Genomic DNA, 22,177 nt, shown 5'->3' with positions numbered 1-22,177 from the left:
CATGGGACGAGACCAGGGCCTGTATCCGGCCCGAATCACCCGAGTCATCCAGGAGACCGCCGACACGCGCACCTATGTGCTCGACGTCCCCTATCCCTACCGGGCCGGACAGTTCCTGACCGTCAAGGTCTGCGACACCCTGCGCAGTTACTCGATGTCGAGCTCCCCGGACACCGACACCGAGTTGATGACGACGGTGAAGCGGGTCCCCGGCGGCCTGGTCTCCAACTGGATGCACGACCACCTGCGGCCCGGCGACGTCATCGAGACCACCCGTCCCACCGGGCTGTTCTGCCTGCGGGAGACCCCGGCGCCGCTGCTGGCGTTCTGCGGGGGCAGCGGCGTCACGCCGATCCTGTCCCTGGTCAAGACCGCGCTGGCGACGACGGCGCGACGGGTCCGGGTGCTGGCGGCCGACCGGGACGCCGACTCGGTCATCTTCGGACCCGCGATGGACGAGCTGGCCCGGCGCCACCCGACCCGCTTCGAGATCCGGCACCACCTGGACGACCGGTCGGGCTATGTCACCGAGGACCAGGTGCGCGAGTTCGTCCTGGGCGACCGGGGCGCGGACTTCTACCTCTGCGGACCAGCGCCCTTCATGGACCTGACGGAGCGTGCGCTGCTGGCCCACGGCGCCGAGCCGGCACGGATCTTCGCGGAGCGCTTCGCCGCCCCGGCCGCAGTGGTCGACTCCGGCGACGGCTCCCCGGACGGCGAACTGGACGGCACCGTCTCCATCGTCCTCTCCGGCAAGCGGCACACCGTCGCCCAGCACGCCAACGAGACCCTGCTGGAGAGCGCGCGCCGGGCCGGTCTGGCGCCGCCCTTCTCCTGCGAGGCGGGGAACTGTGCCACCTGCATCGCCCAGATCACCGAGGGCAAGGCCCGGATGCGGGTGAACAACGCGCTGGAGGAGGACGAGATCGCCGACGGCTGGATCCTCACCTGCCAGGGGGAGCCGGTGACTCCGCACGTCACCGTCGTCTACGAGGACTGATCCGGTGGGACCGGTCTGGACTGCGCCGCTGCCGGTGAATATGATGTTCGCTCAGAATGAGAATACGCATCTCTCATATGGAGAAGCTTGATGGTAGAGCTGGAGCTGGACCAAGGGCTGGCCGTCGTCACCATCAACCGCCCGCAGGCCCGTAACGCCATCGCGCTGAGCACCATGGACGAGCTGGACAAGGCTCTCGATGCGGCGGAGGGCTCCCGGGCCCTGGTCATCACCGGCGCGGGCGACCGGGCCTTTGTGTCCGGTGGGGACCTGAAGGAACTCGCCGCGATCCGGACCGAGGAGGAGGCGATGGCCATGGCCCTGCGGATGCGGGGGATCTGCGACCGACTGGCGGCGTTCCCCGGCCCGGTGATCGCGGCCCTGAACGGGCATGCCCTGGGAGGCGGGGCCGAGGTCGCCCTGGCCGCCGACATCCGGGTGGCCGCCGACGACATCAGGATCGGCTTCACCCAGGTGACGCTCGCGATCATGCCGGCCTGGGGCGGCGCCGAACGGCTCGCGGCACTGGTCGGCCGGGGGAGGGCGCTGCTGCTCGCGGGCACGGGGGCCATGGTCGGCGCCGTCGAGGCCGAACGCCTCGGCCTGGTGGACCGGGTGCTGCCGCGGGCCTCGTTCGAGCAGGGCTGGCGCTCGCTGGCCAGGTCGCTCGCCACCGCACCGGCGCAGGCGATCAAGCAGGTGATCACGGGAGACGGCTCGGCCGAGCAGGCGGCGCGGCTCTTCGCGCAGCTGTGGGTGGCCGACGAGCACTGGCAGGCAGTGGACGGAGTGATGTCGCGTGCGAAGTGAACCGCGGGTCGAGACGGGCTCGGTGGGCGTGGTCGTGCGTCCGCCGAACCCCACCGGGGGCGTCGTCCTGTACCTGCCCGGTGACCGGAGGCTCTCCGGCGCGCCGGAGTCGGCTCCCGGCCTGGCCGAGCGGCTGGCCCTGCGGACCGGGGCGGTGGTCGTCGCCCCGCGGCACCGGACCGCCTTCCCGGCCGCGCTGGAGGACGTCCACTCCGCCTACGACTACTGCCGGAGCCAGGGGCCGGTGGCCGTGGTGGGGGAGCGTCAGGGAGCGGGCCTGGCCGCCGCGCTGCTGCTGCGGCTGCGGGACCTGGGCGAGCCGGCACCGTGCTGCGGGGTGCTGGTCTCGGCCCTGCTCGACCTCACCATGCAGGCGCCCAGCCTGCAGCTGAACGCGACCGCCGACCCCACCTTCGACGTGGCCGAGCTCGGCCGCTGGGCCGAGCGCTATGCCGCCGGCACCGCGCCGACCAACCCCCTGCTCAGCCCGCTGCTCGCCAATCTGCACGGACTGCCGCCGATCCAGCTGCTGGTGGCCGGCACCGATCCGCTGCTCGACGACTCGGTGGAGTTCGCCAACCGCGCGGCCCGCTCCGGCGTCACGGTGGACCTGCATGTGCGGGCGGACGCGGCGAGCCTGCGCGCGGAGGTCCTCACGGCCATGGCCGGCTTCATTCAGCGATGGAGTCCTCGGGAGCGGACCCCAGAAGCACGGACAGCGTATCCCGCATGATCGCCGGATAGTCCGTCTGATCCGGCTCCAGCAGCCACTGCAGCTGCATCCCCTCGATCATGGCCAGGACCGCCGTCGCGGCGGTCCGCGGGGTCAGCCCGCTGGGCAGCCGGGGTCCGTAGCGCTCCGCGAACAGCGCGACCGTGCGCTCCTCCAGGGTCTGCTGATGGTCGTGCAGGTACTGCTGGTCCAGGTCGTTCCCGCTGATGCTCTCGGCCAGCAGCACGCTGTGGACCTCGGCCAGCACCGGCATCCGGTGGTCGAAGGTCAGCGCCTCGGCGAGCTGGTTCGGCCAGTCCTTGTCCGCGTGGTCGGCGGCCAGGTAGGCCCGGCTGCGTTCCTCGCGGAACTCGAGCAGCGCGATGAGCAGCTTCTTCTTGCTCGGGAAGTGGTGCAGCAGGCCCTGCCTGGTCAGGCCCGCGCGCTCGGCGACCAGGTCGAGGGAGGTGCCCCGGTAACCGCGTTCGGCGTACACCTCCAGGGCGGTGAAGAGGATCTCCTCGCGCTGGGTCGTCATCGCTATCATCCGGCACCCTTCCGGCACACCACGCCGTGTCCCGGGGCAACACTATGCGCGCCTTCCCGCCCGGACGAGGCTTTTGGCCCTCTCCGGTCCCAGGACCGGAAGTCCGATCTCAGGACCGGAAGCGCAGCAGGGCCTCCTGGGCGTAGGAGGCGACCAGCGAGCCGTCGCGGGTGATCACGTCGCCCCGGCCGAAGCACCGGCCGTGCGCCAGCAGCGGGCTGTGCTGACGCAGCAGCAGCCAGTCGTCGGTGCGGAACGGGCGGTGGAACCACAGGCTGTGCGAGGTGACGGCGGAGGTGAACGCGGTGCCCGAGTCGTTCTGGGTGACCCCCTCCAGGGGGCGCAGCGCGGTGCCGATCAGGGTCAGGTCGGTCGCGTAGGCGGTCAAAGCGGGGGCCAGCTGCGGGTCGACCGGCGGGGTGCGCATCCACAGGTCGAACTCGGCCGGATCGGCGTCCGGGGTGTCCAGGCTGCCGAGCGAGCGGGTGTCCCAGGGGATCAGGTCGAGAGCCAGTGCGTGCTCGGCCGCGGGGACCTCAGGGACCTTCAGGTCGCCCTGCCGGTCGAGCCCCTCCTCGAAGGCGTGCAGCGACACCGCGGCGGTGGCCACGACGCCCGACGTCTGCCGGGCCACGACCGTGACCGTGGCGAAGGTGCCGCCCTCGTGGTGGCGCTCCACCTGGTAGTCGACCGGTTCGTCGGTCCTTCCGGCCCGGGGGAACAGCGCGTGCAGGGACTTGACGGTCTTTCCGGGGCAGGCGAGCGAGGCGGCCCGGACGAACTGGGCCAGCAACTGCCCACCGAACAGGCGGTGGTAGGGCAGTCGCTGGTTGGGACCGGTGTAGCGCGGGCCCGGTCCGCCCTCCTGCTCGCGCAGGTCCACGCAGGCCAGCAGGTCGGTCCAGAGGTCGGTCACGGGTGCTCCCGGTGCGGGTCGGGGTCCAGGTGGGTAAGTCTGATTCTCGTTTACGAGAATGTTGTTTCGCAACCCTCAGCAGCACGCCCGCAGCCGCTCGACCAGGTCCGCGGCGGCATCGCGGGCGAGGCCGGGCGGAGGGGTGAAGGTGATGCGGGTCAGCAGTCCGCCGAAGCGTTCCGCGACGCGGTCGGGCAGGTCGTCGGGCCGGGCGACGATCGCGAAGGCGTCGACCATCTCGTCGGTGACCAGGCCGGCCATCTCCGGCCAGCGCCCCGCCTTCGACAGGGCGGTCAACTCCTGGTTCAGGTCGCCCCATCCGTGCAGCTCGAACACGCCCCGGTAGGCGGGGGTGGAGGCGTAGAACGCGATCCGGGCGCGCAGCACCGGCAGGGCGGCCTCCATCTCCTGGTCGGTGCCGGTGACGATGAACGGGGTGTTGGCCACCTCGAAGCCGTCCATGGTGGCGCCGGCCCGCTCGCGCCCCTCGCGCAGGGCCGGCAGGGTCCGTTCGCGGATCCAGCGCGCGGTGGTGTAGCCGTGGCAGAGGAAGCCGTCGGCCACCTCGCCGGCGGTACGGGTCATCAGCTCGCCGACACCGGCCAGCAGCACCCTGGGCGGGCCGAAGTCGTGGCGCGGGGGGACGAAGTCCGGGGGCATGAGGGTGTGCCGGTAGTACTCGCCCCGGAAGTCCAGCGGTGTGCCGTCCTGCCAGGAGGACCAGATGGTCCGCAGGGCGAGGACGAACTCGCGCAGCTGCGCCGCGGGCCGGCCCCAGGGCATGGAGTAGCGGCGCACCACATGGGCCTTCACCTGCGAGCCGAGGCCGAGCAGCAGTCGGCCGCCCGAGTGCCGTTGCAGGTCGTCGGCGGTGTAGGCGAGGGTCATCGGCGATCGGGCCAGGGCGACCGCGATGGATGTGCCCAGCTCGATCCGGTCGGTCACCTCGGCGGCGACCGCGAGCGGGAGGAAGGGGTCCTGGTTGAGCTCTCCCGCCCAGGCGGCGTCGTAGCCGTCGCCCTCCAGGGCGCGGGCCCGTGCTGCGGCGCCGGCCAGGCCGGTGATACCACCATCGATTTTCATTTATGGATAGTATGATGTGCATTCAGTGAGAATCTAGTTCTCTGCGAAGAGGTGTCCCTTGCCCGAGCCCGTCGTTCTGGTCGACATCGAGGAGCGCGTCGCGACGGTGACGCTGAACCGGCCGGAGGCCCGCAATGCGCTGAGCCGGGAGCTCACCCAGGCGCTGTGGGACGCGGTCACCGCGGCTGGGCGGGACACCGACGTCGATGCGGTGATCCTGACCGGAGCGGATCCCGCGTTCTGCGCCGGCGTCGACCTGAAGGAGGTGTCGGGGGAGATACCCGCCACCGCGGCTCCCCGGGCATCGGGCCAGGGGCCCGAGCGTGACAGCAACGGCCTCTACCGGTTCCTGCCGGTCATCGGCAAGCCGGTGATCGGGGCCGTCAACGGCGTCGCGGTGACCGGCGGGCTCGAAGTGGCCCTGCAGTGCACCTTCCTGGTGGCGTCGGAGCGGGCCAGGTTCGCCGACACCCATGCCCGGCTCGGCATCATGCCGGGCGGCGGTGCCACCGTGCTGCTGGCCCAGTCCGTCGGGCTGCGCCGGGCTGTCGAGATGTCACTCACCGGCAATTTCCTGACCGCTGACGAGGCGTTGGACTTCGGACTGGTCAACCATGTCGTGCCGCACCAGGAGTTGCTTCCCTGCGCCCGGCGGCTGGCCGCCGACATCGTCAGCAACGACCAGCGCGGCGTGCGCCGGCTGCTCCGGCACTACCGTCAGCTGGCCAACACCGCCACCCTCGACGAGGCGCACCACATCGAGGGCGTCATGGCCGAGACCTGGCAGCCCGGGACCAGCCAGGTCGCCGCCCGGCGCCGCGAGGTCACCGCTCGCGGACGTGCGCAGACCCGGGCCTGAGGTCAGGGTTTGACGTGACGTCAGAGCTGGACCAGCCGGGGGGCCGTGCCGGTCTCCCGCAGCAGCGCTCCCGCCTCCCTGGTCAACTCCCGTGCGCTGCCGAGCAGTCCGTCCAGCACCAGGGTCCGCCGGACATGCCGGTGCAGGCCGTGCTCGGCGGTGAAGCCGATCCCGCCGAGCACCTGCTGGCAGTGCCGGGCCGCCGTCAGCGCCGCCCGTCCGGCGGCCGCCTTGGCGAGCAGTGAGCCGAGCCCGTCCTCGGCGGCCAGCAGGGTCGCCTCGGCGCCCTCCAGGTCGACCAGGGTCTCGGCGAGCAGGTGCCGTACCGCCTGGAACGAGGAGAGCGGGCGGCCGAACTGGGTGCGGTCCAGCACATGGGTGCGGGCGAGCGCGAGCATGGCCCGGCCGGTGCCCAGCAGCCACCAGCCGAGTGCGCGGCGGCCGGCGGCCAGCGCCGGGTCCGTGAGCGGCTCCCCGGCCGGGAGGATGCGCAGCGGCAGGTCCCCGTCCAGCGCCGTGCTCTCCCGGTCGTCCCGCTCCCAGCGCACCCACGCGCCGCCGGTGTACGGCAGTGCCGGGGTGCCGCCGGGCGGTCGTCCGGCCGCGCGGAGCAGGACGTCGTTCAGCAGTGGGGCGTGGGCGCCGGTCTCGCCGAGCAGGCGGAAGGTCAAGGGGACTGCGACGTCCGGCAGTTCGGCGAGCAGCTCGGCCCAGCCGAGGTCGGCCAGGGCCGAGTCGAGGGCGCGGCCCGACGCCGCCGTCATCGTCTTGCGGAGCGTCTCCGCGAGCAGTTCCCGTTCGGCCTGGTCCACGGTCAGTCCTTCCCCAGGCCGAGCAGCCGGCGGGCGATGATGTTGCGTTGGATCTCGGCGGTGCCGCCGTAGATGGTCGCCGCCCGGGAGTACAGGTACTCCTCCCGCCAGGGGGAGTCCGTCAGTTCCAGCACGCCCGGCAGCAGGTCCCGGGCCGTGTCGAACAGCCGCTGCTCGGCGGTGGCCAGCAGGACCTTGTCGACCGAGGTCTCCGGGCCGAGGACGGCGCCTGCGGCCAGTCGCCGCTGGGTCGTGTGGGAGCGGGCCCGGGCGGTGTGCAGCGCCAGGTAGGCGGCGCCCAGGGCGTCGTCGTCCGGATCCCCGGTCTCGTCGAGCAAGCGGTCCAGCCGGGTGAACAGGTGGGCGATGCGGTGCCAGAAGCAGGTGGAGCGCTCGTGCGGGAGCAGGTCCATCGCCAGCTGCCAGCCGTCGCCCGGGCGGCCGAGCATCCGGTCGGCGGGGACGACCACGTCGTCCAGGAACACCTCGGCGAACTCGTCCACGCCGTGCATGGTCCGCAGCGGCCTGACGGTGATGCCGGGGGTGTCCATGTCGACGAAGAAGGCGGTGATCCCGCCGTGGCCGGGGCCGGTGCGGGTGAGCAGGACGCAGCGGGCGGCGTACTGGGCCAGGCTGGTCCAGACTTTCTGACCGGTGATCACCCAGTCTCCCCCTTCGCGCGGGACCGCCCGGGTGGTGAGTGAGGCCAGGTCGCTGCCGGAGCCGGGCTCGGAGAAGCCCTGGCACCACTGCTCGCGGCCGCTGAGCAGCCGCGGGACCATGGTCTCCGCCAGTGCCGGCGGGGCGTACGAGATCAGCGTCGGGACCAGCACCTCGACCATCGAGTAGATCCCCGGCTCGGCCAGGCCGCGTTCGGCGACCTCCTCGCCGAGCACGGCGCGCAGCACCGCCGGCCCCCCGAGTCCCTGGACGTCGGGGGGCCAGCCGTACCGCATCCAGCCCGCGTCGAAGAGCGCCCTGCGCACCCGGGCCAGTTGGGCGACCTGTCCGTCGAGGGAGTGGTCCGGCCCGGGGGACAGGTCGTGCTGGTCCAGCCAGGTCCGCAGGCCCGACCGGAAGTCGGCGACGTTCATGTGCGTGCTGCTCATGCGTCCGGGCGCTGGTAGGCGTGCGGGCGGCCCGAGTCGTGCGCTCCGCTGCGGCGGATGAAGGTCATCGCCCGGGTCCGCAGCCGCCAGCCCTCGGCGGTGCGCAGATAGGTGTCGTTGTAGTAGCCGATCCGCAGGTCGTGGCTGGCGTGGTCGACGAAGCAGAGCGGCTGGGTGCCGGTCGCGCTGTCCCCCGACAGCTCGACCACGGGTGTCCCGGTGAGGAACAGCCCCTTGGGGGCGGCGGCGACCAGCGCCGGGAACTCGTCCAGTCCGTAGCTGTCGCCGAAGGCGCTGTAGCTGCCGTCGGGGGTGAAGACGGCGATCACGCCGTCGATGTCCCCGCGGGTCATCTGCACCGCGTAGCGGGCCAGCAGTTGCTGGATCTCCATCAGGTCGTCAGTGGACAAGGACCCGACCGCCCTTCCTGGCACCGGCATGTGTGAGAATTTAATTCTCACTGAACGGATGGAAGGTTCTCACGAGGTCGGCGGCGGCGTCAACGGACGCTGCCGCAGCTTGGCGAAGTCCCAGCTGACCACCGTCTCCGGCAGCAGCCGGAGCCAGCCGTGCCGGCCGTCGTAGCGGAAGTCGCCGCCGCCCATGTACTTGTCGGCGAAGAGCTTCTCGGGGGTCAGCAGCTGCTCCAGGGGCTCGCCCCGACGCGGGGCCTCGCCGACGACCTCGACGCTTCCCTGCAGCTCAACGCCGCACAGCGCCATGAAGTCGGTGTCGCCCTCGTCGACGATCACGCTGCAGCGCCGATCCGCCGCGAGGTCGGCCCAGCGCTTGCTGCGGGTCAGTGAGTTGAGCCACAGCGCGCTGCCGTCCCAGACGAACCACAGGGCGCTGACGTGCGGGCGCCCGTCCGGGCCCACCGTCGCGACCCGGCAGACCGGCCGGGTGCGCAGGAACGCGTCACGTTCGTCGTCGGTCATCGCGATCGAGGTGCCGAACCGCTGCTTGGCCATGGTTCCTCCTTGGTCCGAATGATTGATTCTTCATTAGCGAGAAGATAGCTTCCATCTGTGGAGAGGAGCAGACTCACTTGCTGGAGTCTGCAACGAGGAGGACATCCCATGGATCTGCCCAGACCGGTTGGCGGCGAGTAATGGACCAGTTCATCACCTTCGGGATCGTCGGCCTGAGCACCGCCGCGATCTACGCGGTGATCGGCAGCGGGTTGGTGCTCACCTACTCCACGACCGGCGTGTTCAACTTCGCGCACGGTGCGGCGGGCATGCTCGCCGCGTTCTGCTACTGGCAGTTCACCGTCGGCTGGGGCTGGCCGGTCCCGGTCGCCCTGGTGCTGGTGCTGCTGGTGCTCGCACCGGCCTTCGCGCTGCTGGTGGAGCGGGCCGTGCTGCGACCGGTCCAGGCGTTGGGCGAGGCCGAACGCCTGGTGATGACGGTGGCGATGCTGAGCGGTCTGATCGCCGCGGCCCGGTGGATCTGGGACCCCAACGTCGCCCGGCCGCTGCCGACGTTCTTCGCCGACCGGAAGCCGTTCCACCTCGGTCCGGCCACGGTGACCTGGCATCAGGCCATCACCATGGCGGTCGCGGTGGCCGTGGCGATCGGGCTGCGGGTGCTGATGTACCGGACCCGGACCGGCGCGGAGATGCGGGCGACCGTCGACGACCGCGCGCTGGTCGGACTCGCCGGTGCGAGGCCGGTGCGCGCCAACCAGGTCGCCTGGATCCTGGGCACCCAACTGGCCGCCGTCGGCGGCATCCTGATCGCCCCGACGGTCACCCTGGACGCCTCGCAGCTCTCCCTGCTGATCGTCAGCGCCTACACAGCGGCCGTCTTCGGCCGGCTGCGCAGCCTGCCGATGACCTTCGTCGGCGCGATCGTGGTCGGCTGCATGGAGAGCTACCTGGCCGGCTACCTGCCGCAGAACGCCTACCTCCCGGGCCTGCGCCTGGCCGCGCCGGCGCTGCTGCTGTTCGCGGCGCTGCTGGCCTTCCCGCACCGGCGGCTGCGCGGACGCGACCGGCGGCTGCGGCAGATCCCGGTGCCGACCATGGCCGGTACGGGCCTGTTCGCGCTGGCGGTGGTGGCGTTCGGGGTGGTCCTGGCCACCGTGCTGAGCGCCCCCGACCTGATCACCTACGGCCCGATCTTCTCGCTCGGCGTGGTGGCGCTGTCCTATGTGCCACTGGCCGGCTATGCGGGACAGATCTCGCTGTGCCAGCTGAGCATGGCCGGGATCGGCGCGGTCGTGTGGGCGCACCTCGGCGCGCACGGGGAGCTGTGGGCGCTGCTGGTCGCGGTCGTGGTCTCCGCCGTGGCCGGGGGGCTGATCGCGCTGCCCGCGCTCCGGCTCTCCGGGGTCTATCTGGCCCTCGGCACGGCCGCGTTCGCGGTGGTGCTCGATCAGTGGATCTTCACCCTGCCGACGTTCAAGCTGTTCGGAGTCCAGATCGGACTGTTCGACCAGGGCTCGGTCACCGCGGTCGGGCCGGACCTGTTCGGCCTGCACCTGGACAGTGAGTCGCAGCTGATGGTGTTCGCCGCGGTCTGCCTGGCCCTCGCCTCCATCGGGGTGGCGGCGCTGCGCCGCGGCAGGTTCGGACGGCGGCTGATCGCGCTGCGCGACAGCGAGGCCGCCTACGCGACGCTCGGCGGCAACCTGCTGCTGGCCAAGGCCCTGGTGTTCGCCCTGGCCTCGGGCATCGCCGGCCTCGGCGGGGCGCTGTACGGGATGCAGCTGCAGTCCGTCTCGGCCACCCAGTTCAATCTGGTGGCCGGGCTGCCGATCTTCCTGGTCGCGGTGGTCGGCGGCCTCGGCGCGGTGGGCAGCGGCCTGTTCACCGGGACGGCCTACGTCGGGCCGATCAACGCGCTGATCGCCATCGCGCCCTGGTCGCAGAACGCCGTGGCGCTGCTGCCCGGACTGGCCGGGGTGGGACTGGGCCGCAACCCCGACGGGGTGGTGCCCACCATGCGCAGCGAGTGGGCACCGGTGGCCCGGGACCGGATCGCGCTGCCGGTCCTGGTGGTCGGCATCGCGGCGGCCTGGGTGCTGCGGCTGGCCGACGTGATCGACGGATGGGTCTTCTGCGGCGTCGCGCTGGTCCTCGCGCTGGCACTGCGGGGGTGGGCGGCGGCCCGGCAGCGGGCCGTCCTGGCCGCCGCCGCTGTCCACGACTCGGCCGGAGCGGAAGCGGCTGCACCGGAGGAGGTCCCGGTCGAGTGGTTGGGCATACGGCGCGCCTGGCGCCCGGAGGACGAGGAGGTGCTCGCCCGTGGCATCGCTGCAGGTTAGCGGGGTGACGGTGGCCTTCGGCGGCAACCGGGCCCTGGACGGGGTCGGCCTGACCGCCGAGTCAGGCCACGTCACCGGGCTGATCGGGCCCAACGGGGCCGGCAAGAGCACCCTGTTCGACGTGGTGTCAGGACTGCGCAGGCCATCCTCGGGCCGGGTGTTCCTGGACGGACGGGACGTCACCCGGTCCAGGCCCGCCGGCCGCTCCAGGCACGGCCTGGCGCGGACGTTCCAACGGCTGGAGCTCTTCGGCCGGCTGAGCGTCCGTGACAACCTGCTGGTCGCCGCCGAGTTGGGGCCCGACCGGCGCAGGGCCGCGGTGCTGGTCGACGCACTGCTGACCAGGCTCGGCCTGACCGCGATCGCCGACAGCTCACCCGACTCGCTGCCCACCGGGGTCGGCCGACTGGTCGAGGTGGGCCGGGCGCTGGCGATGCGCCCCAAGGTGCTGCTGCTCGACGAGCCCGCAGCCGGCCAGGACGGCGAGGAGACCGAGCGCTTCGCCGCCCTGCTGCGCGCACTGGCCGACGAGGGCACCGCCGTGGTGCTGGTCGAGCACGACATGGGCCTGGTGATGAGCGTGTGCGACCAGGTGTACGTGCTCGACCTCGGCAAGGTCATCGCCGTCGGCCCGCCCGACCTGGTCCGGCACGACGAGACGGTCCTGGCAGCCTACTTGGGGGACGCGTGAGCGCACTGCTGGAACTGCGCGGCATCCGTGCGGCCCATGAACGGATCAATGTGCTGCACGGCGTGGACCTCGCGGTCGCCGCCGGTCAGGTGGTGGCCCTGCTCGGCCCGAACGGCGCCGGCAAGACCACCGTGCTGCGGGTGGCCGCCGGGGTCCACCCGGCCGCGTCAGGCCGGCTGCTGGTCGGCGGGCGGGACGTGACCGGAGCCGATCCGCGCCGGCTGGCCCGCGCCGGGGTCTGCCTGATCCCGGAGGGACGCGGAGTCTTCCCCAACCTGACGGTCCGGGACAACCTGCTGATGATGACCTTCACCGGCCGCAGCCGCGCCGAGATCGAGGAGATCGCCTTCGCGCGGTTCCCGATCCTCGCCAAACGCGCCTCGCAGCAGGCCGGCACCCTGTCCGGCGGCGAGCAGCAGATGCTGGCCCTCGCCCGCGGCCTGGCCACCGACCCGGCCGTGCTGCTGCTGGACGAACTCTCCATGGGGCTGGCGCCCCTGGTCGTCGGCCGGCTGTACGAGCAGGTGGCCGAGATCGCCCGGCAGGGCGTGGCCGTGCTGGTGGTCGAACAGTTCGCGGCGGCCGTCCTGGGGATCGCCGACCATGCGGCCGTGCTGGTGCGCGGCCGGGTCCAACGGCAGGGCCACCCGGACAGCGGGTTGCGCGCCGAACTTTCCGCCCTCTACATGGGGAGTCCGCTGTGACATCCACCAGTCCGACATCCACCGCCCAGACAGGCACTGGCGAGACATCCGTCGGTACCTCCACCGAGACGCGCGCGGACCGATTCGTCCGCGACCTGGCGGCGCTGAAGATCCCGGACCCGGCCGCCGGCAGAGCCACGCTCTGGCTGCGCCTGGGAGTCGTCCTGATGCTGGTCGGCCCGGTGCTCGCGGTGACGGCCTATCTGATGTCCCGCGGCACCACCGACTCGCTCACCCAGGGGGACGCCCTCACGGTCGCGCTCGCCGGGATCACCGCGAGCGTGGTGGGCGCCGCCCTGTTCCTGCGGTACTCGCTGATCGGGTTCCTCCGCTTCTGGCTGGCCCGCCAGTCCTACGACCTCTCCCTCCTCGCCGACCGCCTGCTCGAAAGGGACCTCCGCCATGACCTCACCGGCAACGAGGCTGCGCCCCGGTGACCAGCTCGCCAGCACCGTCTGCAGCACCCGGGTGGTGGTCATCCGCGCCGCCGAGGGGCAGCCGGTGATCGCCTGCGGCGGCAGTCCGATGGTCGCCGCGGCCGCCGCGACCGCCCGGCCCGCGCCCTCCGGCGGGGCCGACGCCGCCACGCTGATCGGCAAGCGCTACACCGACGCCGCAGGGACGCTCGAACTGCTCTGCACCGTCTCCGGTTCCGGCGCGCTGAGCTGCGACGGCGTCCCGATGACCATCAAGGCAGCGAAGCCGCTGCCTGCCTCCGACTGAGAGAAAGGCAGTGTCATGGACCGCGACGACATGATCCTCATCAGCGTGGACGACCACATCATCGAACCGCCCGACATGTTCGTGAACCACCTGCCGCAGCGCTACAAGGACGACGCGCCGCAGCTGGTCCACCAGGAGGACGGCACCGACACCTGGACGTTCCGCGAGACGGTGATCCGCACCGCCGCCCTGAACGCGGTGGCCGGGCGGCCCAAGGAGGAGTACGGCCTGGAACCGCAGGCCCTGGACGAGATCCGGCCCGGCTGCTACGACGTCAACGAGCGCATCGCGGACATGAACGCGGGCGGGATCCTGGCCCAGATGAACTTCCCGTCCTTCCCCGGCTTCGCGGCCCGGCTGTTCGCCACCGAGGACCCGGACTTCTCGCTGGCGCTGGTGCGCGCCTACAACGACTGGCACATCGACGAGTGGTGCGGGGCCCACCCCGGCAGGTTCATCCCGATGGCCATCCCCGCCATCTGGGACCCCGAACTGTGCGCGGCGGAGGTGCGCCGGGTGTCCGCCAAGGGCTGCCACTCGCTGACCTTCACCGAGAACCCGGCCGTGCTCGGCTACCCGAGCTTCCACGACCCGTACTGGAACCCGCTGTGGAAGGCGCTGTCGGACACCGACACCGTGATGTCGGTGCACATCGGCTCCTCGGGCCGGCTGGCGATCCCGGCGGTCGACTCGCCCCCCGACGTCATGATCACGCTGCAGCCGATGAACATCGTCTCGGCCGCGGCCGACCTGCTGTGGTCCCAGCCGGTCAAGGACTACCCCGACCTGAAGATCGCCCTGTCCGAGGGCGGCACCGGCTGGATCCCCTACTTCCTGGAGCGGGTGGACCGCACCTTCGAGATGCACTCCGCCTGGACCCTCCAGGACTTCGGCGGGAAGCTGCCGTCGGAGGTCTTCCGCGAGCACTTCCTCACCTGCTTCATCAGCGACCCGGTGGGGGTGAAGCTCCGTCACGACATCGGCATCGACAACATCGCCTGGGAGTGCGACTACCCGCACAGCGACTCGATGTGGCCGGAGGCGCCCGAGGAGCTGCTCGGCGTGATGAACCGCTTCGACGTCCCCGACTCGGACATCAACAAGATGACCCACGAGAACGCCATGCGCTGGTACTCCTTCGCCCCCTTCTCGCACGTCCCGCGCGAGCAGGCCACGGTGGGAGCGCTGCGGGCGCTGGCCAAGGGCCACGACGTGTCGATCCAGTCCCGCAGCCACCGGCTGATCGAGCCGGAGGAGAAGCTGGAGGCCTACCGCTCCCGGGCCCGCGCGGCGACCGCGGCGGCCTCGGCGGCCGCCAAGTGAGCGACGTGGTGCTGACCGAACGGGTCGGCAATGTGCTGGTCGCCACCCTCAACCGGCCGGAGGCGCGGAACGCCCTCAGCCCCGGGCTGATCGACGACCTGTCGGACGTGCTGCGCTCAGCCGACGCCGACCCGGAGGTACGGGCCGTCGTGGTGACCGGGGCCGGAACGGTCTTCTGTGCCGGCATGGACCTGAAGGCGTTCACCAAAGGCGGCAAGTTCGACGGACTGGTCTGGTTCTTCCGCGAGGGCATCGCCACCCCGGTGGTCGCCGCGCTCAACGGTTCGGCGATGGGCGGCGGCTTCGAACTGATGCTGGCGTGCGATCTGGTCGTCGCGGCCGAGGGTGCGAAGCTCGGGATGAGCGAGGTCAAGCGCGGGCTGTTCGCGGCGGGCGGCGGAACCACGCTGGCGTCGCGGGCGCCGCTGTCCGTGGCCCTGGAGATGGGGCTCACCGGCGACCCGGTCACCGCCGCGCAGGCCCGCGAGTTCGGCCTGGTGAACCGGGTCGTACCCGCCGACCAGGTACTGACCGAGGCCCTGGCCCTGGCGAGCCGGATCGCCGAGAACGGCCCGCTGGGCGTCGCCATGACCAAGAAGCTGATGCGGGAACGCCGCTGGGGCGAGCCTGAGGAGGTGACGGCAGTCTTCCGCAGCGCCGACGCCACGGAGGGCGCGCGCGCCTTCGCAGAGCGGAGGCCGCCGGTGTGGACCGGGGCGTGAACGTGCCGGCAGCGGGTGGCTGAGCGCGCACGCAGTTAATCAAGCAGAGCCCCGCGCCCCTGGGTGATTGCAACGAACGGTCAGTTGCAATTGCTAGGGGCGCGGGGAACTGCGCGACAAGCCACCCACTCACGGCAACACAAGCTCGAACCGGACCTCACACGCTGTATCCGCCGTCGACCCCCAACGCCTGCCCGGTGATGAACCCCGCCGCATCGGAGGCCAGGAAGGCCACTGCTTCGGCGATGTCCCCCGCATCGCCAAAGCGGCGCAGCGGAATGTTGCGCTTGGTGATCTCCAGCGCTGCCGCGTCCAGCTCGCCGGAGTCGATCAGGCGGGCGGCGATGCCGTCCGTCAGCATCCCAGGAGCCACGCAGTTCACCCGGACGCCGAAGCGGCCCTCCTCGGCCGCCAGTGCCCGGGCGACGGCCTCGACCGCGCCCTTGGTGCCGGACGACAGGCCGTCACGGACCGGGAACCGGCGGGTGGCCACCGTGGTGACCGCGACGATGCTGCCCCGGCTCTCCCGCAGCAGTGGGAGGGCCGGGTGCACCAGGTTGAAGAAGGCAGCCGCGTCGGCGACCAGCTGGGCCCGGTACTGACCCGGCGTCACCTTGCTGAGGTGCGTCATCGGCACGTGCGGGCCGGCCGCGTAGACCACGGTGTGCAGGCCGCCGAAGGCCCCCGTCGCCCGGGCCACGGCCTCGGCGGTGGCGGTCTCGTCCTCCAGGTCGAGCTGGAGCGCCAGGGCCTGGCGTCCGCGCTCCTTGACCTCGCCCGCAACGCCCTCGGCCGCGGCCTGGTTGGCGCGGTAGCTGAACGCCACGTCGCTGCCGCGCCGGGCCAGGATCCTGACGATCGCGGCGCCGATGCCGCCGCTTCCGCCGGCGACGAACGCGGCGCCGGGGCGGCCGAAGAAGTCCTTCATACGCTGTGCCTCACAGTCAGAGTCCCAGGGATTTGGCGATGATGACCTTCATGACCTCGCTGGTGCCGGCGTAGATCCGGGCCACCCGCGCGTCCGTGTACAGCCGGGCGATCGGGAACTCCAGCATGTAGCCGTAGCCGCCGAACAGTTGCAGGCAGCGGTCGACGGCCCGGGCCTGCACCTCGGTGCAGAACAGCTTGACCTTGGCCGCGTCCGCCCCGGAGAGCCTGCCGTCGACCAGTTCCAGCACGGCCCGGTCGAGCACCGCCTGCGCCGCCTCGACCTCGGCGGCCACCGCGGCCAGCTCGAACTTGGTGTTCTGGAACGAGGAGAGCGGCGAGCCGAACACCTGACGCTCCTTCACATACGCGACGGTGGTGTCCAGAGCGGCCCGTGCCTGGGCGACCGAGCCGACCGCGACCGTCATCCGCTCCTGCGGCAGATTGTGGCCCAGATAGCCGAAGGCCGCCCCCTCCTCGCCGAGCCGGTTGGCGACCGGGACCCGGACGTCCTCGAACGCGAGCTCCACGGTGTCCTGCACCTTGATGCCCATCTTCTCCAGGACGCGGCCCCGGCTGAACCCGGGCATGCCGTCCTCGACCACCAGCAGGGTGAGCCCGGCCCGCCGGTCGTCCGGGTCGTGCGAAGTGCGCGCCACCACCACGACCAGGTCGGCCAGCAGCCCGCCGGTGATGAAGGTCTTCGCGCCGTTGAGCAGGTAGTGGTCCCCATCGCGCACGGCGTTGGTGCGGATGCCGGCCAGGTCGGATCCGGTGCCGGGCTCGGTCATTGCGATCGCGGTCAGCAGCTTCCCGGCCGCCAGACCGGGGAACCAGCGCTCGCGCTGCGGGGCGTCGGCGTAGGCGAGGAAGTACGGCAGCACCACGTCGAGTTGGGTGCGCACGGTACCCAGGGTGACCACCGCGCGGGCCGCCTCCTCCTGGAGCACCACGTTGTAGCGGTAGTCGGCCAGCCCCGCCCCGCCGTACTCCTCGGGGATCGGGATGCCCAGCACCCCGAGCGAGCCCAACTGCTCGAAGACGGAACGGGGCAGCTGCCCCGCGTGCTCCCAGTCGGTGTAGTGCGGGACCACCTCCTTGGCGACGAAGTTCCGCACCAGCTGCCGGAACGCTTCGTGGTCGGCGGTGAAGATGTCGCGGCGCACGGGTGATCCTCCGTCAGGAAGCAAGCTCGACAAGGGTGGCGTTGGCGGTGCCGCCGCCTTCGCACATGGTCTGCAGGCCGTAGCGGATGCCCTGGTCGCGCATGTGGTGCACCAGCCGGGTCATCAGCACCGCGCCGGAGGCGCCGAGCGGATGGCCGAGCGCGATGGCTCCGCCGAGCGGGTTGAGCAGCGCCGGGTCGGCGCCGGTCTCGGCCAGCCAGGCCAGCGGTATCGGCGCGAAGGCCTCGTTGACCTCGAAGGCGCCGACCTCGGCCAGGCCGACCCCGGCCTTCCGCAGCACCTGCTCGGTCGCCGGGATCGGCCCGGTCAGCATCAGCACCGGATCGGCTCCGACGACCGTGCCGAAGCGGTAGCTCACGATCGGCGTCAGCCCCAGCGCACGGGCCTTCTCACGGGTGGTCACCAGCAGTGCGGCGGCCCCGTCGGAGATGGGGGAGGAACTGCCCGCATGGATCAGGCCGTCCTCCAGGAAGGACGGCCTGAGGCTGGCCAGGCCCTCGACCGTGGTCCCGCGCCGCAGGGTCTCGTCGACGGTGACGGCGGTGGCTCCGTCCGCCGAGACGGGGACCGGGACGATCTGGGCCTCGAAGGCACCGCGGTCCTGCGCGGCCGCCGCCCGCTGGTGCGAGAGCGCGGAGAACTCGTCCAGCCGGGTGCGGTCGAACCCCCACTTCTGCGCGATCAGTTCGGCGGAGATCCCCTGGTTGAAGGAGAAGTCCTGGTAGCGCGCCAGAACCCGTGGCCCGTACGGCGTCCCGCCGGCCTTCGCGGCGCCCAGCGGTACCCGGCTCATGACTTCGACGCCGCCGGCCACCACCACGTCCTGCTGGCCGGACATCACCGCCTGCGCGGCGAAGTCCAGTGCCTGCTGACTGGATCCGCAGGCCCGGTTGACCGTGGTGCCGGGGACGCTCTCGGGCCAGCCGGCGGCCAGTACCGCGTAGCGGCCGATATTGCTGGACTGGTCCCCGACCTGGCCCACGCAGCCCCAGACCACGTCGTCGACGACGGCCGGATCGATTCCGGTCCGCTCGACCAGCGCGCCCAGGACCACCGCGGACAGGTCGGCCGCGTGCATGCCGGCCAGTCCGCCGTTGCGCCTGCCCACGGCGGTGCGTACCGCCTCCACGATGACGACCTCACGCATGGTTGCTGCTCCCGTTCTCGTCCCGACTGGGTACGGCCCAGTGACCGGTGAAGCTCGGCTCGCGCTTCTCGGCGAACGCGGCGTACGCCCTCGCCACGTCCCCGGTGGCGAAGTTGACGGCCTGCGCGCGTGCCTCGCCGGCCAGGGCGTCGCGCAGCGTTCGGTCGGCGCCCTCGTTCAGCAGGGCCTTGTTCTGGGCCAGTGCGATCGGCGCGCCGGCGGCCAGTCGGGCGCCGAGGTCTGCGACGAAGCCGTCGATCTCCGCCGCCGGCACCACCCAGGTGACCAGCTGCAGCGATCGGGCCTCCGCGGCGTCGATCGTCTCGGCCAGCAGGGCGAGCCGTTTGGCCTGCTGCAGGCCCACCAGCTTGGGCAGCAGCCACGATCCGCCGAGGTCCAGGGAGAGTCCGCGCCGGGCGAAGATCTGCGAGAACGTCGACTCCGGCGTGGCCACCACGAAGTCGCAGCCCAGGGCCAGGTTCCAGCCGGCGCCGACGGCCGCGCCGGACACCCTGGCGATGGTGGGGACCGGCAACTCGTGCAGCAGCAGGGCCACTTCGGTGAGGGTGCGCATCCGGTACAGCGGGTGGGCGCTGCTGAGGCCGCCGGAGATGTCGGCGCCCGAGCAGAAGGCGCCACCGGCCCCGGTGATGACGACCGCGCGCACCGTGCGGTCGTTGCCGGCCGCGGTCAAGGCCTGCCGCAGGGCGTCCCACAGTTCCTGGTCGATCGCGTTCTTCCGGTGCGGCCGGTTCAGCGTCAGGGTCCGCACCCCACCGGTGTCGTCGGAGAGCAGAACCGGCTGCTGGGTCACAGCACACCCGCGGCGCGCAGCGAGGCGATCTCGTCGGCGTCGATCCCGAGCCCCGCGAGCACCGTGTCGGTGTGCTGCCCGAGCGCGGGGACCGCGCCCATGGGCGGCGCGTAGCCGGAGATGACCGGGGGCGGCAGCAGGGCCGGCACCGGGCCGTTGGGTGTGTCGATCTCGCGCCAGCGGTCCCGGGCGACCAAGTGCGGGTGGGCGATGACGTCGCTCGGGGTGTTGAACCGGGAGTTGCCGATCCCGGCGGAGTCGGCGCCGTCCTGGATGTGCGTCAGATCGTGGCGGGCGCACCAGGCGGCGATCTCGGTGTCCAGGAGATCGCGGTGCTCGACCCGGTCGGCGTTGCGGGCGAACCGTTTGTCGTCCGCCAGGTCGGGGCGGTCCAGCAGTTCCCGGGCGAGCCGTTGCCATTCGCGGTCGTTGGTGGTGCCGAGCACCACGGTCTGGCCGTCGGCCGTGGCGTAGGCGCCGTAGGGCGCCACCGCGGGGGAGCCCATGCCGCGCGGCTGCTGGTCCACCCCGGTGTGGCGGGTGTAGTTGAGCGAGTACCCCATCAACTCGGTCATGGTGTCGAACAGGCTCACCGCGACCGAGGCGGGTCCGCTGCCGCCGTGGCGCTCCCTTCCGTAGAGCAGCGCCACGATCGACAGTGCGGCGTAGAGGCCGGTGCTGACGTCGGCCATCGGTGGTCCGGGCTTGGCCGGCGCGCCGGGGGAGCCGGTGGTCGCGCAGGCCCCGGACTCGGCCTGGACCAAGAGGTCGTAGGCGCGTTTGTGGGACAGTGGGCCGCCGGGGCCGTAGCCGTCGATCTCCACCGCGATCAGGTCCGGGTGGCTGACGGCGAGGTCGCCGGGGGAGAGGCCGAGGCGGGCGGTGCTCCCCGGGGTGAGATTGGAGACCAGCACGTCGGCGCTGTCCAGCAGCCGGTGCAGTACCGCCGTCCCGGCCGGGGTCTTCAGGTCCAGGGTCACCGACTCCTTGCCCCGGTTGACCCAGACGAAGTGTGCGGCGAGGCCGTTGACCACGTCGTCGAAGGAGCGGGTGAAGTCGCCGCCCTCGGGGTTCTCGACCTTGATCACCCTGGCACCGAGGTCGCCCAGCGTGCGGGTGCAGATCGGAGCCGACACCGCCTGTTCCAGCGCCACCACGGTGACTCCGGACAGGGGTCCGGCTGCTGGTTCCACATCACTCGCCTCACTCGCCACCGTGCGCGCCTCCGTCGAACCGGGCACGCAGGACGTCCTTGAGCACCTTCTGGCTGGCGTTCTTCGGCAGCTGGTCGACGAAGCGGACATGGCGCGGGGCCTTGAAGTTGGCCATGGCGCCGCGCGCCCAGGCGATCACCTCGGCCTCGGTGGCCTGCTGACCGGGCTTCAGGACCAGGAAGGCGCAGCCGACTTCGTCGAGGCGTTCGTCGGGCACGCCGATGACGGCGGCCTCGGCGACCGGCCCGTAGTCGAGCAGCAGCTTCTCGATCTCGGCCGGATAGGCGTTGAAGCCGCCGACGATGTACATCTCCTTCTTGCGGTCGACGATGGAGAGGTTCCCCTCCTTGTCGAGCTGCCCGATGTCACCGGTGTGCAGCCAGCCCTCGGGGTCGACGGCCGCGGCGGTGGCCTCCGGGTCGTCCCAGTAGCCGCGGGTGACGTTGTAGCCGCGGACCAGGATCTCCCCGGGCTGCTCCGCCGGCGTTTCGGTGCCCTGCTCGTCGACGATCCTGACCTCGACGTCGGGGATCGTCCGCCCGGTGGTGCGGGCGACCACGTCCTCGGTGTCCCCGATCCGGGTGGTGCTGACCAGCGCCGTGGACTCGGTCAGCCCGTAGGCGCTGAGCACGATGTCGAAGGACAGCTCCGTCTTCATGGCGCGGATCAGCGACTCGGGGATGGTGGTGCCGCCGGTCATGGAGACCCGCAGTGAGGAGAGGTCGAAGTCGGAGCGCTCCGGATGGTTGATCAGGTCCCGGAAGATGGTGGGCGGTCCCAGCAGCACGCTGACCCGTTCCCTGCTGATCAGGTCCAGCGCCCGGCCGGCGTCGAAGGCGGGCATCGGAATGACCGTCACCCCGTGGACGAAGGAGGCGAGCCAGCCCGCCTTGTAGCCGAAGCAGTGGAAGAAGGGCGGGATGACCAGGAAGGTGTCGGACCGGCGGAAGGTGTACTCCTCGGCCATCCAGCCGTAGGCACGCAGGGTCTGACCATGCGTCAGAACCACGCCCTTGGGGTGCCCGGTGGTCCCGGAGGTGAACATCACGTCGGAGACGTGGTCCGGGGTCAACCGGTCGATCGAGGCCCGGACCCGGGAGACGGGGACGGCCGCGCCGGCGCGCAGGAAGTCGCGCCAGCTCAGCCCGGCCGTGCCCTGCGGACCGTGGATCGTCACCGTTCGCCGCAGCGCGGGCAGTTCGGGATCGGCCCGGGTCAGTTCGGCGATGTAGTCGTTGCCCAGGAACGGCGAGGCGAACAGGGCCTTGGCTCCGGACTTGCGCAGGATGTAGGAGAGCTCCTGCGCCTTGAACCTGGTGTTGAGCGGGACGACGACACCGCCGGCGCCGTGGATGCCCAGTGCGGCGACGATCCACTCCGCCGAGTTCGGGGCGCACAGCCCCACCCGGTCGCCCGGCTCGATGCCCAGCGCCATGGCGGCCTGCACCGCCTCCACCATCCGCTGCTCCAGCTCGCGGAAGCTCCACCGCAGCTCTCCGTCGACGATGGCCGGATCGTCCCCGAAGCGTTCGGCGGCGAGCCGGACGGTGTTGGGGATGCTCAGATGGGTCTGGTCGTACCGCATGCGCTGGCTCCTTTCTGAGGG

24 protein-coding genes are annotated in these 22,177 nt (G+C 71.7%); 11 read left to right on the top strand and 13 right to left on the bottom strand.

Annotation, left to right across the window (positions count from 1 at the left end; genetic code table 11):
• Position 1 precedes the first annotated feature (1 nt).
• The 3 genes from ABUW04_RS20025 (at position 2) to ABUW04_RS20015 (ending at position 2,543) form a co-directional block, all read left to right on the top strand.
• The gene (locus ABUW04_RS20025) at positions 2-1,000 is read left to right on the top strand and encodes a 2Fe-2S iron-sulfur cluster-binding protein (protein ID WP_380566034.1); all 999 of its coding nucleotides are present in this window, start codon (positions 2-4) and stop codon (positions 998-1,000) included.
• Positions 1,001-1,090: 90 nt separating this feature from the next.
• Positions 1,091-1,810, top strand: coding sequence for an enoyl-CoA hydratase/isomerase family protein (locus ABUW04_RS20020; protein WP_380566032.1), 720 nt, complete (start codon positions 1,091-1,093; stop codon positions 1,808-1,810).
• Entirely contained in the window at positions 1,800-2,543 is a 744-nt protein-coding gene (locus ABUW04_RS20015; protein ID WP_380566031.1) for an alpha/beta hydrolase fold domain-containing protein, read from the top strand. Before ABUW04_RS20020 ends, ABUW04_RS20015 begins: the two co-directional genes overlap by 11 nt.
• On the opposite strand, the gene ABUW04_RS20010 is transcribed toward ABUW04_RS20015, so the two are convergent.
• From ABUW04_RS20010 to ABUW04_RS20000, 3 genes are all read right to left on the bottom strand, one after another.
• Complete coding sequence (locus ABUW04_RS20010) at positions 2,482-3,060, bottom strand: TetR/AcrR family transcriptional regulator (RefSeq protein ID WP_380566030.1); 579 nt, start codon at positions 3,058-3,060, stop codon at positions 2,482-2,484. The two genes, ABUW04_RS20015 and ABUW04_RS20010, sit on opposite strands and share 62 nt — an antisense overlap.
• 118 nt (positions 3,061-3,178) lie before the next feature.
• A complete protein-coding gene (locus ABUW04_RS20005) occupies positions 3,179-3,985 on the bottom strand; it encodes an acyl-CoA thioesterase (RefSeq protein ID WP_380566029.1) in 807 nt (268 codons plus the stop codon).
• A gap of 75 nt (positions 3,986-4,060) precedes the next feature.
• Positions 4,061-5,068 (bottom strand): TIGR03617 family F420-dependent LLM class oxidoreductase, encoded by a 1,008-nt coding sequence (locus ABUW04_RS20000; protein ID WP_380566028.1) that lies wholly within the window; start codon positions 5,066-5,068, stop codon positions 4,061-4,063.
• 58 nt (positions 5,069-5,126) lie between these two features.
• On the opposite strand from ABUW04_RS20000, the gene ABUW04_RS19995 reads away from it, so the two are divergent.
• Positions 5,127-5,927, top strand: coding sequence for an enoyl-CoA hydratase (locus tag ABUW04_RS19995; RefSeq protein ID WP_380566027.1), 801 nt, complete (start codon positions 5,127-5,129; stop codon positions 5,925-5,927).
• A 20-nt stretch (positions 5,928-5,947) separates the two neighbouring features.
• Here ABUW04_RS19995 and ABUW04_RS19990 read toward each other — a convergent pair whose 3' ends face one another.
• The 4 genes from ABUW04_RS19990 to ABUW04_RS19975 all read right to left on the bottom strand — a co-directional run bounded on the left by ABUW04_RS19990 (position 5,948) and on the right by ABUW04_RS19975 (position 8,819).
• A complete protein-coding gene (locus tag ABUW04_RS19990) occupies positions 5,948-6,739 on the bottom strand; it encodes an acyl-CoA dehydrogenase family protein (protein WP_380566026.1) in 792 nt (263 codons plus the stop codon).
• A 2-nt stretch (positions 6,740-6,741) separates the two neighbouring features.
• Positions 6,742-7,848, bottom strand: coding sequence for an acyl-CoA dehydrogenase family protein (locus ABUW04_RS19985; protein WP_380566025.1), 1,107 nt, complete (start codon positions 7,846-7,848; stop codon positions 6,742-6,744).
• On the bottom strand, positions 7,845-8,258 hold the full coding sequence (locus tag ABUW04_RS19980; protein ID WP_232242497.1) for a nuclear transport factor 2 family protein: 414 nt from the start codon (positions 8,256-8,258) through the stop codon (positions 7,845-7,847). The genes ABUW04_RS19985 and ABUW04_RS19980 overlap by 4 nt, the downstream gene beginning before the upstream one ends.
• Positions 8,259-8,327: 69 nt before the next feature.
• Positions 8,328-8,819 carry a pyridoxamine 5'-phosphate oxidase family protein gene (locus ABUW04_RS19975; RefSeq protein WP_380566024.1) on the bottom strand — a complete coding sequence of 164 codons (492 nt, stop codon included), beginning with the start codon at positions 8,817-8,819 and terminating at the stop codon, positions 8,328-8,330.
• A gap of 140 nt (positions 8,820-8,959) precedes the next feature.
• Here ABUW04_RS19975 and ABUW04_RS19970 point away from each other — a divergent pair, with 140 nt between their 5' ends.
• Genes ABUW04_RS19970 through ABUW04_RS19940 form a run of 7 tightly spaced genes read left to right on the top strand, consistent with a single transcriptional unit; the run spans position 8,960 to position 15,282 of the window.
• Positions 8,960-11,119, top strand: a complete 2,160-nt coding sequence (locus ABUW04_RS19970; protein WP_380566023.1) for a branched-chain amino acid ABC transporter permease — start codon at positions 8,960-8,962, stop codon at positions 11,117-11,119.
• Positions 11,100-11,810 (top strand): ABC transporter ATP-binding protein, encoded by a 711-nt coding sequence (locus ABUW04_RS19965; protein WP_380566022.1) that lies wholly within the window; start codon positions 11,100-11,102, stop codon positions 11,808-11,810. Before ABUW04_RS19970 ends, ABUW04_RS19965 begins: the two co-directional genes overlap by 20 nt.
• Positions 11,807-12,514 (top strand): ABC transporter ATP-binding protein, encoded by a 708-nt coding sequence (locus ABUW04_RS19960; RefSeq protein WP_380566021.1) that lies wholly within the window; start codon positions 11,807-11,809, stop codon positions 12,512-12,514. Before ABUW04_RS19965 ends, ABUW04_RS19960 begins: the two co-directional genes overlap by 4 nt.
• Positions 12,511-12,951: a hypothetical protein gene (locus ABUW04_RS19955; RefSeq protein WP_380566020.1), complete on the top strand. Its 441-nt coding sequence runs from the start codon at positions 12,511-12,513 to the stop codon at positions 12,949-12,951. Before ABUW04_RS19960 ends, ABUW04_RS19955 begins: the two co-directional genes overlap by 4 nt.
• A complete protein-coding gene (locus ABUW04_RS19950) occupies positions 12,917-13,237 on the top strand; it encodes a hypothetical protein (protein WP_030260279.1) in 321 nt (106 codons plus the stop codon). The genes ABUW04_RS19955 and ABUW04_RS19950 overlap by 35 nt, the downstream gene beginning before the upstream one ends.
• Positions 13,238-13,252: 15 nt before the next feature.
• Positions 13,253-14,560 carry an amidohydrolase family protein gene (locus ABUW04_RS19945; protein WP_380566019.1) on the top strand — a complete coding sequence of 436 codons (1,308 nt, stop codon included), beginning with the start codon at positions 13,253-13,255 and terminating at the stop codon, positions 14,558-14,560.
• Positions 14,557-15,282: an enoyl-CoA hydratase-related protein gene (locus ABUW04_RS19940; protein ID WP_380566018.1), complete on the top strand. Its 726-nt coding sequence runs from the start codon at positions 14,557-14,559 to the stop codon at positions 15,280-15,282. Before ABUW04_RS19945 ends, ABUW04_RS19940 begins: the two co-directional genes overlap by 4 nt.
• Before the next feature lie 157 nt (positions 15,283-15,439).
• Here the strand turns inward: ABUW04_RS19940 and ABUW04_RS19935 are convergent, their stop codons facing one another.
• The 6 genes from ABUW04_RS19935 to ABUW04_RS19910 are packed head-to-tail and all read right to left on the bottom strand — an operon-like array spanning position 15,440 to position 22,156.
• Positions 15,440-16,210 (bottom strand): SDR family NAD(P)-dependent oxidoreductase, encoded by a 771-nt coding sequence (locus ABUW04_RS19935; protein ID WP_380566017.1) that lies wholly within the window; start codon positions 16,208-16,210, stop codon positions 15,440-15,442.
• Positions 16,211-16,226: 16 nt separating this feature from the next.
• Positions 16,227-17,375: an acyl-CoA dehydrogenase family protein gene (locus tag ABUW04_RS19930; protein ID WP_380566016.1), complete on the bottom strand. Its 1,149-nt coding sequence runs from the start codon at positions 17,373-17,375 to the stop codon at positions 16,227-16,229.
• A 13-nt stretch (positions 17,376-17,388) separates the two neighbouring features.
• Complete coding sequence (locus tag ABUW04_RS19925) at positions 17,389-18,543, bottom strand: thiolase family protein (protein ID WP_380566015.1); 1,155 nt, start codon at positions 18,541-18,543, stop codon at positions 17,389-17,391.
• Entirely contained in the window at positions 18,536-19,357 is an 822-nt protein-coding gene (locus ABUW04_RS19920; RefSeq protein WP_380566014.1) for an enoyl-CoA hydratase/isomerase family protein, read from the bottom strand. The genes ABUW04_RS19925 and ABUW04_RS19920 overlap by 8 nt, the downstream gene beginning before the upstream one ends.
• Positions 19,354-20,550, bottom strand: coding sequence for a CaiB/BaiF CoA transferase family protein (locus ABUW04_RS19915; RefSeq protein ID WP_380566012.1), 1,197 nt, complete (start codon positions 20,548-20,550; stop codon positions 19,354-19,356). The genes ABUW04_RS19920 and ABUW04_RS19915 overlap by 4 nt, the downstream gene beginning before the upstream one ends.
• 10 nt (positions 20,551-20,560) lie before the next feature.
• The gene (locus ABUW04_RS19910; protein ID WP_380566011.1) at positions 20,561-22,156 is read right to left on the bottom strand and encodes a FadD3 family acyl-CoA ligase; all 1,596 of its coding nucleotides are present in this window, start codon (positions 22,154-22,156) and stop codon (positions 20,561-20,563) included.
• Between the last annotated feature and the right edge of the window lie 21 nt (positions 22,157-22,177).

The organism is Streptacidiphilus jeojiensis (assembly GCF_042510965.1).
GTDB classification, from domain to species: domain Bacteria; phylum Actinomycetota; class Actinomycetes; order Streptomycetales; family Streptomycetaceae; genus Streptacidiphilus; species Streptacidiphilus jeojiensis.
The sequence above is the reverse complement of the archived record's forward strand: the minus strand, read 5'-3'. Positions and strand labels throughout refer to the sequence as shown.